Origin of the sequence: Actinomadura chokoriensis (assembly GCF_041463665.1) — a bacterium.
GTDB classification, from domain to species: Bacteria; Actinomycetota; Actinomycetes; order Streptosporangiales; family Streptosporangiaceae; genus Spirillospora; species Spirillospora chokoriensis_A.
The window spans coordinates 507986-520507 of record NZ_JAXCEJ010000001.1; the positions used below are offsets into that span (position 1 = coordinate 507986).

The following is a 12522-nucleotide window of genomic DNA, read 5'->3' on the forward strand; positions in this document are numbered from 1 at the left end:
AGCGCCTAGACCGGCGTGATGCGGAGGTCCTTGCGGAGCTCCTTCGGGAGGGAGAAGCGCATGCGCTCCTCCACCGACTCGATCTCCTCCGCCTCGCCGAACCCTCGCTCCGCCAGCCAGGCCAGGACCTCCTGGACCAGCTCGTCCGGGACGGACGCGCCGCTGGTGACGCCCACGGTGGTGACGCCCTCCAGCCAGGCCGGGTCGATGTGCTCGGCGTAGTCGACGAGGTGGGCGTCGTCGGCGCCGTGCTCCTTGGCGACCTCGACCAGCCGGACGGAGTTGGAGGAGTTCGTCGACCCGACCACGATGACGAGCTGCGCCTGCGCCGCCATCTCCTTCACGGCGACCTGCCGGTTCTGGGTGGCGTAGCAGATGTCGTCGGACGGCGGGTCCATCAGCTTGGGGAACCGCTCGCGGAGCTTCTCGACGGTGGCGACGGTCTCGTCGACCGACAGCGTGGTCTGCGAGAGCCACGCCACCCGCTCGGGGTCGCGGACGCGCACGTTGGCGACGTCGTCGGGCCCGTCCACGAGGTGGATGTGGTCGGGGGCCTCGCCGGTGGTGCCGATGACCTCCTCGTGCCCCTCGTGGCCGATGAGCAGGATGTCGTAGTCCTGGGCGGCGAACCGGACCGCCTCCTTGTGGACCTTCGTGACCAGCGGGCAGGTCGCGTCGATGGTCCGCAGGTCGAGGCCCTTGGCCTCCTCGTGCACGGCGGGCGCGACGCCGTGCGCGGAGAACACCACGATCGCCCCCTCGGGGACCTCCTCGGTCTCCTCCACGAAGATCGCGCCGCGTTCCTCCAGCGTCTTCACGACGTGGACGTTGTGCACGATCTGCTTGCGGACGTAGATCGGGGCCCCGTACTTCTCCAGGGCGATCTCGACCGTCTGGACGGCCCGGTCGACGCCTGCGCAGTAACCACGCGGCTTGGCGAGCAGGACACGGCGCTGGCTGTTGGCGGTCATGGCTCTATCGTACGAGTGACCGGGCTGTGGCCCAGTCCACGGTGTCTTTGGACAGAAATCCATTAACCCGGGGTGACCGCGATCGCACCCATGGGGCAGAGTGAAGTTCACGAGACGATGCAGGAAGAGGAAGAGTCGATGAGCAAATCGCCGCGCCGCCTCAAGGAGCAGGTCCAGGACACGGTGGGCGAGCAGCTACGCGATCTCCCGCTGCACGCCGTCCGGCTGGCCATGTTCGGCGTTGGCCGGGCGCTGCTGCTCGGCGACCGGGTCACCCGGGACTACAAGGAGATCACCGAGGGCGGCGGCGTGAAGCCGGTGCTCGGGCGGCTGCGCGACGACGTCCAGAACACGGCCGGGAAGGTCGTCGAGCAGGTGGTCGAGCGGGTGCGCGGCGAGGAGCCGGAGCCGGAGCCGGAGCCCGTCCGCCGGACGAGGCCCGCGCGGCCGTCCGCCGCGCGCATCGCCGGCGAGGAGATCTCGGTCGGCAAGCCGGGCGCCGGGACGCGGCGCTCGCCGAAGCACGCCAAGCCGGGGGCGCCGCCGAAGCCCGCGAAGCCGGGCGCGCTCGGACGCCGGCACGCCAAGCCGCTGGACGGGCAGGCGCCGGTCGCCGAGCCCGCCCCGAAGCCGGAGCCCGTCGAGCCGAAGCCGGAGCCCGCGCCGCAGGCCGAGCCCGCCCCGAGCCCGAAGGCCGCGAAGCCCGAGCCCGAGCCCGCGAAGCCCGAGGCCAAGAAGCCCGAGGCCAAGCCCGCGCCGGCCGCGGAGCCCGCGGAGGCCTCGGACGAGGCGGCCAGCGAAGCGGTCGCCAAGGACGAGAAGGCGTTCGAGCCGAAGCCGGAGAGCAAGCCGGCAGCCCCGGCGGAGGCCGCCCACATCGCGGAGGACCTGCCGGTCCCCAACTACGACACCGCGACGCTGCCGCAGCTGCGCGCGCGCCTGCGCGGCCTGTCGGTCGAGCAGGTGAAGCTGCTGCGCGAGTACGAGCGCAAGCACGCCGCCCGCGAGGACGTCATCCGCATGTACGAGCGCCGGATCGCCAAGCTCAACGGCCTCAACTGAGGCCGGACACGCGGACACTGGCCCGCAGAGGAGAAGCCCCCCGGGCGGGGGCTTCTCCCGTTCTCAGGGGCCGCCGAGGAGCTTGTCGAGGGCGGGCAGCGCGGCGGCGACCTGCGCGCGTTCCCCGTCCGTCAGGTGCGCGAGCCGCTCGGTGAGGAACGTGAGCCGGCGTTCCCGCCCGGCGGCCAGCCGCTCCCGGCCCGGCCCGGTGAGCCGCGCGGTGACGACGCGGGCGTCCGCGCCGTCGCGGGCCCGCGTGACGAGCCCGTCCCGTTCCAGCCGGTTGATCTGCGCGGTCATGGTCGGCAACCGGACGCCGTGCTCGGCGGCCAGCTCGGTCATCCGGCGCGGCCCGTGCTCCAGCGAGCCGAGCACGGACAGCTGCTGCCCGGTGACCGGCTGGTCGGCCCCGGCCTGCCGCAGCATCAGCACGACGTGGCGAAGGCGCAGGTTGAGCTGTTCGGCGAGCTCGCGTTCTGATGCGGTCACGGGTCACTCTCCTCGGGGTCGTAGTCAGTAGTGTTCCTGCATGGCGATGGAGACCACGGCCGAATCCCCGGTTCCGGTGCGGACGGTCCTGCAGGCGGTGAGCGGCTGGATCGGCAGGCTCGGCCGCATCTGGGTGGAGGGGCAGATCACCGACCTCAACGCCCGCGGCGGGACGGTCTACATGACACTCCGCGACCCGGTGGCGAACATGTCGGTCCGGGTCGTCGGGCCACGCGCCGTGTTCGAGGCGGCCGGCCCGGCGGTGACCGACGGCGCCCGTGTCGTCGTGCACGCCAAGCCGGACTTCTGGATCAACCGGGGGACGTTCTCGCTCAGCGTCCTGGAGATCCGGCCGGTCGGCGTCGGCGAGCTGCTGGCCCGGCTGGAGCGGCTGAAGCAGGTCCTCGCCGCGGAGGGGCTGTTCCGGCCCGAGCGCAAGCGCCCGCTGCCGTTCCTGCCCGGCCGGATCGGGCTGATCTGCGGGCGCGACTCCGACGCCGAGCACGACGTGCTGCAGAACGCCCGGCGGCGCTGGCCCGCGGTCGCGTTCCGGGTGGAGAACACCGCGGTGCAGGGCTCGTACGCGGTCGGCGAGGTCATGGAGGCGCTGCGGGCGCTGGACGCCGACCCCGAGATCGAGGTGATCGTCATCGCCCGGGGCGGGGGCGCGATGGAGGACCTGCTGCCGTTCTCCGACGAGGCGCTCGTGCGCGCGGTGTCCGCGGCCCGCACCCCGGTGGTGAGCGCGATCGGGCACGAGCAGGACAGCCCGCTCCTGGACCTGGTCGCGGACGTCCGCGCCTCCACCCCGACGGACGCCGCGAAGAAGACCGTCCCGGACGTGCGGGAGCAGCTCCAGCTCGTCCGGCAGCTGCGCGACCGGGGGCGGCGCTGCGTGTCCGGCGGCCTGGAGCGGGAGCTGGCGTGGCTGCGCGCGGTGCGCTCGCGGCCCGCGCTGGCCGACCCCGTGCGGGAGGTCGAGCGGCAGTCCGAGCGGGTCACCGCGTTGCGCGACCGGGCGCGGCGCTGCCTTTCCGGCGCTCTGGACAGGGCCGGCGACGAGCTGTCCCACACCCGTGCCCGGCTGCTGGCCCTGTCCCCCGCCGCGACGCTGGAGCGCGGCTACGCGATCGTCCAGCGCGAGGACGGGACGGTGGTGCGGGAGTCGGCGGCGGTCGAGGACGGGGAGCCGCTGCACGTCCGGCTGGCCGACGGCCGTCTCGGCGTGACCGTGACCGAGCGCGAGAAGTCTTAGGGTGGGGCAGGTGGCGGACGACAAGGGGACGGCGGAGAAGCCGTCGTACGAGCAGGCACGGGACGAGCTGACCGAGGTCGTCAAGCGGCTGGAGGCGGGCGGGCTGACGTTGGAGGAGTCACTCGCCCTGTGGGAGCGCGGCGAGAAGCTCGCCGCGATCTGCGAGGAGTGGCTGGAGGGCGCCCGCGCCCGGCTGGCCGCCGCGCTCGACCGTCCCGAGAACGGCGACGCCGCCGCCCCGTTCTGAGGGGCAGGGGCCGGGCCGTTCCGAGGGTCAGCGGGCGGGCGTCGCCGCCGGGGACGGCGCCAGGGTCGCGCCGTCCTTGCTCTGCGGCTTGAGCGACGCCGCGAGGACCGCCAGCTCCTGGTAGGACGCGGTGCCGGTCACCACGACGCTGACGCCGCTCGGCAGGGTGCGGGCGAGGGAGTTCGCCTTCTTGTCCTTGCGGTGGTACTTCGTCCAGGTGACGCCGTCCACCTGCTGCGTCCCGATCGGCTTGCTGCTGTTGGTCATGCGCGGGACGTACTCGGACACCTTCTCGTTGCTCTGCTCAAGCGCCGCGTACTCCTCGCTCGGTGTCACGAACCCGAGGTGCCACGCGACGGGCTCCTTGCCGCCGGATCCGAGCCCGCTCAGCCGGGAGCTGTTCGGGCGCCAGCCGGCGGGCAGCCCTTCGGGCGCGAACACCGGGTAGGGCGCGTCGCTGCGCATCGCCCACAGCTGCGAGCCGTAGTCGACGGTCGGCAGGGCGTCCTTGTCGCCGCGCGGCGACACGACGTAGATCGCCAGCACCAAGAGCATGCACGCGGCCGTCGCCAGGGCGAAGCCGCCGAGCCCCGTCGTCAGCCGCTTGTGCACGGCGGGGCTGACCTCGACCACGGGCCGCGCCGCCGGAGCGTCCTGCTGGGACGAGGTCTCCTGCTGGGACGCGGTCTCCTGCCGGGAGGGGGCCTCCTGCCGGAAGGGGGCCTGCGGCCGGGCCTCGGTCTCGGCCTCGCCGGTGGAGGCGCTCTCGCCGCTGGAGGCGGTCTCCTGGCCCCGGGCGGTCTCCCGGGCCGAGGAAGAGGTCTTGTCGGTCACCCCTCCAGGATCCCCCACGCTCAGCGCTGCTCCGTACCGGGGTTCCTGATCGTGCCGACGATGCCCATGATCTCTTCGGCGAGGCGGCGGGCGGCGTCCTCGTCGTCCAGCAGGGAGATCTCGGACACGGCGCCCGCCATCGCGCCGGTCAGCACGATGACGAGGGCCTCGTCCACGCCGCCGTCGGGGGTGTGGAACAGCGCGGCGTTGCGGCGCGCCCACTTGTTGAGCCGCTGCCGCATGACGCGGTCGAACCCGGGCGGGCCGTCGCCGGAGATGAACAGCCGGGCGACGTCGCGCTGGTCGAGGCAGCCGCTCAGGTAGGCGCCCGCCCCGGCGATGAACTGCCGCATGGGGTCGGTCTCGCCCGCCTCCCGGACGGCGTTGATCGCCTCCCGGGTGCGTTCCTGCTGGCGGCCCTGGAAGTCCTCGAACAGCGTGAGGTAGAGGTCGGCCTTGCCGTTGAAGTGGTGGTAGAGGCTGCCGACGCTGGCGCCCGCCTTGGCGACGATGTCGGTCACCGCGGCCTGGGCGAACCCCGACGCACAGAAGACGTCCCTCGCCGCGGCCAGCAGGGCTCCGCGCGTGGCGGCCCCGCGGTCGGAGGTCCGCGCCGGGGCCTCGGCGGGCCGTGCGCCCCCGTTGTGTGCCACCTCGCCGGACGGGACGTCGATGTCGCTGCTCATGATGCCTGAGATTACGCCCTCTCCCATAGGGAAACGATCCCTTGCCCGCGCGACCGTCAAAAACCGGGCGGGGCGCGAAGCAGTATCAGCGGGTGCCGCTACGATCCGTGCCCCCGGCTGGTCTGGTCCAATTTGTGGCCTGCCGTCCGGTCCACGGAGAATCCGAGGCACCACCGAACGAAGGGGCTGCCCCGTCATGTCCGATGAGACCACCGTTTCCTCCCCGCTCACGACCGAGCCCGCGGCGCCGGACCGCAACCTCGCGATGGAACTCGTACGGGTGACCGAGGCCGCCGCCATGGCCGCGGCGCGCTGGGTCGGCCGGGGCGACAAGAACGGCGCGGACGGGGCCGCCGTGAACGCGATGCGCCAGCTGATCAACACGGTGTCCATGCGCGGCGTCGTCGTGATCGGCGAGGGTGAGAAGGACCACGCGCCCATGCTGTTCAACGGCGAGGAGGTCGGGGACGGCTCCGGCGCCGAGTGCGACGTCGCGGTCGACCCGGTGGACGGGACGCGGCTGACGGCGCTCGGCATGAACAACGCGATCGCGGTGCTGTCGGTGGCGCCGCGCGGATCGATGTTCGATCCGTCCGCGGTGTTCTACATGGAGAAGCTCGTGACCGGCCCGGAGGCGGCGGACGTCGTCGACATCGAGCGTCCGATCGCCGACAACATCCGCGCCATCGCCCGCGCGAAGGGCTCCTCGCCGCACGACGTGACCGTGTGCATCCTGGACCGTCCGCGGCACGAGGGCATCGTGAAGGAGGTCCGGGAGGCCGGAGCGCGGATCAAGTTCATCCTGGACGGCGACGTGGCGGGCGCGATCATGGCGTCCCGTCCGGGCACCGGCGTCGACCTGCTGCTCGGCATCGGCGGCACCCCGGAGGGCATCATCGCGGCCTGCGCGATCAAGGCGCTCGGCGGGGTGATCCAGGGCCGGCTGTGGCCGCAGGACGACGCGGAGACGCAGAAGGCGAAGGACGCCGGGCACGACCTCGGCCGGGTGCTGACGACCGACGACCTGGTCACCTCCGACGACGTGTTCTTCGCCGCGACCGGGATCACCGACGGGGAGCTGGTCGACGGCGTCCGCTACAGCAAGGGGACGGCGGTGACGCACTCGCTGGTCATGCGCTCGCGCAGCGGGACGATCCGGACGATCTCCAGCGAGCACCAGCTGAGCAAGCTCCGCGCCTACAGCGCGATCAACTTCGACACCGCCGTCTAGCGGCCCGCGTTCGGCCTGGACCGGCCGCCGGCCGCCCCGTCAGCCCGGTTCACCCGGTTCGCGGGACGGCTACCGGTCCAGGCCGAGCCGGCCGCGGACGCGGGTGCGCAGCGAGCGCTTCGGGGCGCGGGCGCGCACCGAACCGAAGATCATCGTGCCGCCGACCTCGACCGTGGGCCCGTCCTCGATGGGACGGGCCCGCAGGTCGCGGGTGCTGAGGATGGTGCGGCCGGTGACGTGCACGCGGACGCCGTCGGGGACCAGGAGCCGGATCCGGCCGCCCAGCACCAGCGAGTCGAGCACGATGTGCCGGCGCTGCAGGACGGCCTCGCGGAGATCGAGTTCGACCGTCCCGAAGAGCGCGAGCAGGGGCAGCTTCACCGGGACGACCCAGCGCCCCTCCCGCCGGGTGCGGCCGAAGAAGACCGAGACCGGGCGGTCGTCCACGAGGATGGGCTGCGCCTCCTCGGGGCTGAGATCGCCGGTGAGGCCGGTCAGCTCGCCCAGGGTGCGCGCGGCGTAGGCGCGGGAGGTGCGCTCGGAGTGCTCCTCCAGGGTGAGGCGCCCGTCGGCGAGGGCCTCGCCCAGGACGGCGACGACGCGTTCCCGGTCGGCGTCGGACGCGCGCAGGTCGCGCACGCTGGTGGCCTTCTCGGCCGGGCGATGGGGGACGTCCACAACTAGAGGTTAACCTCCGGCCGCCGCGGGCCCGCCGAAAACCTGTGGGGGTGTGTCCCCACTTGTCCTTAGTGTGAGGGGTATGACCTTGCAACGTGACCGGATCGCGGCTGACCGTGACCGGACCGGCGCGGCGGCGATCAGCCTGCGCGGCGTCGTGAAGCGGTTCGGTGACTTCACCGCCGTGGACGGGCTGGACCTGGAGGTCCCGAGCGGGGTCTGCCTGGGGCTGCTGGGCCCGAACGGCGCCGGGAAGTCGACGACGATGAAGATGCTGACCGCGCAGGCGATCGCCGACGAGGGCAGCATCGAGGTGCTCGGCTTCAGCGTCCCACGGGAGTCCAAGCGCGCGCGGGCCGCGATGGGGGTCGTCCCGCAGCAGGACAACCTCGACGAGGAGCTGACCGCCCGCGAGAACCTGGAGGTGTTCGCGCACCTGTACCGGGTGCCGCGCAAGGAGCGGCGCAAGGCGGTGGACGACGCGCTGGAGATCGCGCACCTGACCGAGCGGCAGCTGACGAAGGTGGACGACCTGTCCGGCGGCATGCGGCGGCGGCTGCTGATCGCGCGCGGGCTGGTGCACCGGCCCGCCCTCCTCCTGCTGGACGAGCCGACCGTCGGGCTCGACCCGCAGGTGCGGGCGGAGCTGTGGGGGCTGATCGACGGGCTGCGGGCCGGGGGCACGACCGTGCTGATGTCCACGCACTACATCGAGGAGGCCGAGCGGCTCGCCGACGCGTGCGCGCTGATGTCGCACGGCAAGGTCATCGCGCGGGGCTCGCCGTCGGAACTGGTCGCCGAGTACGCGGGCGACCGGGTCGTCGAGCACTACGGGCCGCCCGGCCGGCTGGCGGAGGTCGAGCGGCTGGCGAAGGCCGCCGGGCTGCCGACGCGCCGCACCGGCCCGTCGGTGTCGGTGCTGAAGGCCGAGACGATCCCGCCCTCGCTGGAGGACGAGCTGGGCCCGGACGGCGTCCGCCGTGCCGCCAACCTTGAGGACGTGTTCGTGGTACTGACCGGGGAGCGTGTGGAATGACCGTTCGAACGGAGCGGGCGCCGCGGCTCAGGCGGTTCGAGTTCGCGCCCGTGCGGGGCATCTGGCGGCACGAGCTGGCCCTCTACAAGCGGTACTGGAAGTCGCAGTCGTTCGCCTCGATGGTGGAGCCGACGTTCTTCCTGCTCGCGTTCGGCTACGGGTTCGGCTCGATGGTCGCGATGATCGGCGACTACCGGTACCTCGACTTCGTGGCGACCGGCGTCGTCGGGACGGCGGCGCTGTTCACGTCGGTGTTCCCGGGCATGTTCAACGGCTACATCAGGCGCGTGTTCCAGCACACCTACGACGGGATGCTGGCGGCCCCCGTGGACGTCCACGAGCTGGTGACGGCCGAGGCGCTGTGGATCGCGGCCAAGTCCGCGGTGTACTCGTGCACGCCGCTCATCGTGGCGCTGTTCTTCGGCCTCGATCCGTCGTTCGGGATGCTGCTGGTGCCGTTCGTGACGTTCTTCACCGCGCTCGGCTTCGGCCTGTTCGGCATGTGGACGTCCTCGGCGGTGCCGTCGATCAACTCCTTCGACTACGTGATCACCGGCGTGGTGACGCCGCTGTTCCTGATCGCCGGGACGTTCTTCCCGGTCGAGGCCCTGCCGGACTGGGCACAGCGGGTCTCCTACCTCAATCCGCTCTACCACTGCGTGGAGCTGGTCCGGGACGCGGTCTTCGGCCTGCGCCCGCTGGCCGACCTCGGCCACCTGGCCGCCCTGGTCGCGTTCGCGGCGCTGATGTGGCTCATCGCCGTCCGCGGGATGCGCAAGCGCCTCATCGACTGACGCCCTCCGGGACATTGACCTGGCGTCCGCCCTGTCCCTACGCTGACGCGAATCTTCTTCATGTTGCGCCAGCTCAGAGAGGTCGAGCCGCATGACCCAGGGCAACACACGAGGGACGGCGGCGGCGCGGGACCGCCAGGCCCGGTTCGCCGCCTACACGGCGTTCGCCGTCCAGGGGCTCTGCTTCGCCTCGCTGGTCACGCAGGTGCCGCAGATGCAGAAGGCGCACCACCTGAGCGACGCCACGCTCTCGCTGGTGTTGCTGATGGTGCCGCTGGTCGCCGGGGTGGGCAGCGTCGCGTCCGGCGCCCTGTTCCAGCGGCTCGGCAGCGGACCGGTGCTGCGCATCGCCCAGCCCGCCGTGGCCGTCACCATCGCGCTGATCGGCCTCACCGGCGACAACGACATCGCGCTGTACGCGACGGTCGCGCTGTTCGGCCTGTTCGTCGGCGCCGTGGACGCGTCGATGAACGCGCAGGCGGTCGCCGTCGAGCGGCGCTACGGCGTCAGCCTGATCACCGGCTTCTACGCGGTGTGGAGCGTCGCCGGCATCCTCGGCGGGCTCTGGGCGTCCCTGTCCAACAAGATCGACCTGTCGCTGTTCACCTGCTTCACGATCGTCGCCGCCGCCGGGATCGCCGCCTCCCTCGCCACCGGCCACCGCCTCTACCGCGGCGCGGAGGAGGGCGACGGGCCGACCGCCGAGGAGCTGAAGGCGGCCGGGCGCAGCGTCCCGTGGCGTCCGATCCTGATCGTCGGCGCCGCGATGGCCGTCGCCTACCTCGCCGACGCGGCGATCTCCAACTACGGCGCCAAGTTCCTGGACGACGAGCTGTCGGCGAGCGACTGGGTCGCGCCGCTCGGCTACGTCGCCTACCAGATCACGATGGTGATCAGCCGGGGCGTCGCCGACCTCGCCGTCCGCCGCTCGGGCGCCGTCCGGGTGGTGCGGATCGGTGGGCTGGTCGGCATCGCCGGCATGGCCGGGGTCGTCGCGGCGCCGAACGCGGGCTTCGCCATCGCCGCTTTCGCGCTCGCCGGGCTCGGCCTCAGCGTGATCGCCCCGGTGTCCTTCTCCGCCGCCGGACGGGTCGACCCGACCGGCCTCGGGGTGGCCGTGTCCCGCGTGAACATCTTCAACTACGTCGGGTTCGTCGTCGGCGCCGCGGTCGTCGGCGCGATCGCGCCCCTCAGCGCCGACCACGGCCTGCGCATGGCGTTCGTCGTTCCGACGGTCCTGATCGTGGTCGTCTTCGTCACCGCCAAGGGCTTCGACCCGGTTCCGGTCGAGGGCGCCAAGCCGGACGCCCCCGCCATGGAACGCCCGATGGTGTGAGGCGCGCGGGGCGTGAGTCGAACGAGGCGCGGATCGCGCGGGGCGCGGATCGCGCGGAGCCCCCGGCCGTGCCGGCGCACGTCCGGGGGCCGCAGAGAGCGCTCAGGCGTCCTCGAGGGAGCGGATGGCCTTCTCGCCTTCGGTCTGGGCCTGTTCCGGCGTCAGGTCCTTCAGGGCGCGGCTGAGCGCCACCTCCGCCGCGTCCGCGGCGGCGCGGAGGGTCACCGCGTGCTCCTGTGCCCTTTCGAGGTCGCCCAGGCCGATACAGTCGAACGCCACCTGGGCGTCGTGGCCGGCCATCTTCAGCTGTCGCGCGGCCTCATCCAGACTCATGCATACCTCCTACACCGGGGGAGTCGTTACTACCCACCGGCACCGTCCGTAATCGCCTGCCCCAGCAGTTCCGCGGCCTTGACCAGGCGGGTCTCACCGAGGCCCGCGTAGCCGAGGACGAGCGCGGGCGGCGCGGCGCCGGCCCGCTCCGCCGACCACATGGACCGGGCGCCCGCGACCGCCACGCCCGCGCGCGCCGCGCGGGACACTACCTCGTCCTCGTCGCAACCGGCCGGCAGTTCCACGTAGAGGTGGATGCCCGCTGACACGCCGTGAACCCTCGCGTCGGGGAGATTCAGGGCCAGGGCGCCGGCGAGGGCGTCCCGCCGGGCGCGGTACCGGCGGCGCATGGTCCGCAGGTGCCGGTCGTACCCGCCCCCGCCGATGAACTCGGTCAGCGCGTACTGCTCCAGGACGGGCGCGCCCAGGTCGGTGCAGGCGCGGTGCTCGCGCAGCCGCCCGGCGAGGGACGGCGGCGCGACCGCCCAGCCGAGCCGCAGCGCCGGAGCGAGGGACTTGCTCACCGACCCGAGCAGGACGACCCGGTCGGGGTCCACGCCCTGGAGGCAGCCGACGGGGTCGCGGTCGTAGCGGAACTCGGCGTCGTAGTCGTCCTCCAGGATCAGGCCGTCCACGCCCCGCGCCCAGGCGATCAGCGCGGCGCGGCGGGCCGCGGACAGGACGACGCCGGTCGGGTACTGGTGCGCGGGCGTGACGAGCACGGCGCGCGCCCCGCTGCGGGCGAGCGCCTCGACGTCCAGGCCCTCCCCGTCGACCGGGACGCGGGCGAGCCGCAGCCCCGCGGCCTCCATCATCGGCAGCTGCCGGGCGCTCGTCGGATCCTCGACGGCGAGCGCCCGGTGCCCGGCGGCGCGCAGCAGCGCGAGCAGGGCCGACAGCCCGTGCGCCACCCCGTTCATGATCACGACTCGGGCGGGGTCGGCGTGCGCGGCGCGGACCCGGCCGAGGTAGGCGGCCAGCCCCGCGCGCAGGATCTGGACGCCGCCGGGGTCGGGGTAGCCGAGCGCGCCGTACGGGAGGGTGCGCAGCCCGGCGCGGGCGGCGGCGATCCAGCGCTCCCGGGGGAAGGCCGACAGGTCGGGACGGCCGGGGAGCAGGTCGTAGCGGGGCGGGGGCGGGAGGTCGTCCGGCCGGGCGGCCGGCGTGCCGGGCCGGCGCGACGAGCCGCGCGGCGGCACGGGCTGCTCGTCGGGACGGGCGAGCGGCGCGATCCGGGTCCCGTCGCCGCGCCGGGCGACCAGGAAGCCCTCGGCGGTGAGCTGCTCGTAGGCGGTGACGACGACGCCGCGGGAGACGTCCAGGTCGCGTGCGAGGTCACGGCTCGAGGGCAGCCGGGTCCCGGCGGTCAGCCGGCCGGTGCGCACGGCCGCGCGGAAACCGGCGGCGATCTGCACCGCCAGCCGTCCGGCGGACCGGTCCAGGGGAAGGTGAAGGTCGGTCACACCACACTCAGCGTCAGGGGGGAGCGAGGGCGTCACGGAAGGCATATTGGTCCAGGATCGAGCGCACTGATTGGCCCTGTCTAGGGGACCAAGCGCGTCCTAGCGTT

At 73.1% G+C, this 12522-nt stretch carries 14 protein-coding genes; 7 read left to right on the forward strand and 7 right to left on the reverse strand.

The genetic code is table 11. From position 1 onward, the window contains the following. Positions 1 to 5 precede the first annotated feature (5 nt). Positions 6 to 971 carry a 4-hydroxy-3-methylbut-2-enyl diphosphate reductase gene (locus tag SM418_RS02450; protein WP_371938533.1) on the reverse strand — a complete coding sequence of 322 codons (966 nt, stop codon included), beginning with the start codon at positions 969 to 971 and terminating at the stop codon, positions 6 to 8. A 138-nt stretch (positions 972 to 1109) separates the two neighbouring features. Here SM418_RS02450 and SM418_RS02455 point away from each other — a divergent pair, with 138 nt between their 5' ends. Further along, entirely contained in the window at positions 1110 to 2033 is a 924-nt protein-coding gene (locus tag SM418_RS02455) for a DUF8129 domain-containing protein (RefSeq protein WP_371938532.1), read from the forward strand. A gap of 63 nt (positions 2034 to 2096) precedes the next feature. Here SM418_RS02455 and SM418_RS02460 read toward each other — a convergent pair whose 3' ends face one another. Next, the gene (locus SM418_RS02460) at positions 2097 to 2522 is read right to left on the reverse strand and encodes a MarR family winged helix-turn-helix transcriptional regulator (protein WP_371938531.1); all 426 of its coding nucleotides are present in this window, start codon (positions 2520 to 2522) and stop codon (positions 2097 to 2099) included. Positions 2523 to 2562: 40 nt separating this feature from the next. Here SM418_RS02460 and xseA point away from each other — a divergent pair, with 40 nt between their 5' ends. Both xseA and SM418_RS02470 read left to right on the forward strand, forming a co-directional pair. Then, the gene (gene xseA, locus SM418_RS02465; RefSeq protein ID WP_371938530.1) at positions 2563 to 3777 is read left to right on the forward strand and encodes an exodeoxyribonuclease VII large subunit; all 1215 of its coding nucleotides are present in this window, start codon (positions 2563 to 2565) and stop codon (positions 3775 to 3777) included. Between the two features lie 10 nt (positions 3778 to 3787). Further along, complete coding sequence (locus SM418_RS02470; RefSeq protein WP_371938529.1) at positions 3788 to 4024, forward strand: exodeoxyribonuclease VII small subunit; 237 nt, start codon at positions 3788 to 3790, stop codon at positions 4022 to 4024. Between the two features lie 27 nt (positions 4025 to 4051). Here the strand turns inward: SM418_RS02470 and SM418_RS02475 are convergent, their stop codons facing one another. Both SM418_RS02475 and SM418_RS02480 read right to left on the reverse strand, forming a co-directional pair. Then, positions 4052 to 4858 (reverse strand): DUF4245 domain-containing protein, encoded by an 807-nt coding sequence (locus SM418_RS02475; RefSeq protein WP_371938528.1) that lies wholly within the window; start codon positions 4856 to 4858, stop codon positions 4052 to 4054. A 20-nt stretch (positions 4859 to 4878) separates the two neighbouring features. Then, positions 4879 to 5544 carry a TetR/AcrR family transcriptional regulator gene (locus tag SM418_RS02480; protein WP_371938527.1) on the reverse strand — a complete coding sequence of 222 codons (666 nt, stop codon included), beginning with the start codon at positions 5542 to 5544 and terminating at the stop codon, positions 4879 to 4881. Positions 5545 to 5740: 196 nt separating this feature from the next. Here SM418_RS02480 and glpX point away from each other — a divergent pair, with 196 nt between their 5' ends. Beyond that, the gene (gene glpX / locus SM418_RS02485) at positions 5741 to 6775 is read left to right on the forward strand and encodes a class II fructose-bisphosphatase (RefSeq protein ID WP_371938526.1); all 1035 of its coding nucleotides are present in this window, start codon (positions 5741 to 5743) and stop codon (positions 6773 to 6775) included. A gap of 69 nt (positions 6776 to 6844) precedes the next feature. Here the strand turns inward: glpX and SM418_RS02490 are convergent, their stop codons facing one another. After that, the gene (locus SM418_RS02490; protein ID WP_371938525.1) at positions 6845 to 7453 is read right to left on the reverse strand and encodes a DUF1707 SHOCT-like domain-containing protein; all 609 of its coding nucleotides are present in this window, start codon (positions 7451 to 7453) and stop codon (positions 6845 to 6847) included. Positions 7454 to 7535: 82 nt separating this feature from the next. On the opposite strand from SM418_RS02490, the gene SM418_RS02495 reads away from it, so the two are divergent. From SM418_RS02495 to SM418_RS02505, 3 genes are all read left to right on the forward strand, one after another. After that, a complete protein-coding gene (locus SM418_RS02495; RefSeq protein ID WP_371938524.1) occupies positions 7536 to 8489 on the forward strand; it encodes an ABC transporter ATP-binding protein in 954 nt (317 codons plus the stop codon). Continuing rightward, positions 8486 to 9283, forward strand: coding sequence for an ABC transporter permease (locus SM418_RS02500; protein WP_371938523.1), 798 nt, complete (start codon positions 8486 to 8488; stop codon positions 9281 to 9283). Before SM418_RS02495 ends, SM418_RS02500 begins: the two co-directional genes overlap by 4 nt. Positions 9284 to 9374: 91 nt before the next feature. Next, positions 9375 to 10619 carry an MFS transporter gene (locus SM418_RS02505; RefSeq protein WP_371938522.1) on the forward strand — a complete coding sequence of 415 codons (1245 nt, stop codon included), beginning with the start codon at positions 9375 to 9377 and terminating at the stop codon, positions 10617 to 10619. A gap of 102 nt (positions 10620 to 10721) precedes the next feature. Here SM418_RS02505 and SM418_RS02510 read toward each other — a convergent pair whose 3' ends face one another. Together SM418_RS02510 and pdxR are read right to left on the reverse strand one after the other, a co-directional pair. Beyond that, positions 10722 to 10952: a hypothetical protein gene (locus SM418_RS02510; RefSeq protein WP_371938521.1), complete on the reverse strand. Its 231-nt coding sequence runs from the start codon at positions 10950 to 10952 to the stop codon at positions 10722 to 10724. Between the two features lie 29 nt (positions 10953 to 10981). After that, entirely contained in the window at positions 10982 to 12415 is a 1434-nt protein-coding gene (gene pdxR / locus SM418_RS02515; RefSeq protein WP_371938520.1) for a MocR-like pyridoxine biosynthesis transcription factor PdxR, read from the reverse strand. Between the last annotated feature and the right edge of the window lie 107 nt (positions 12416 to 12522).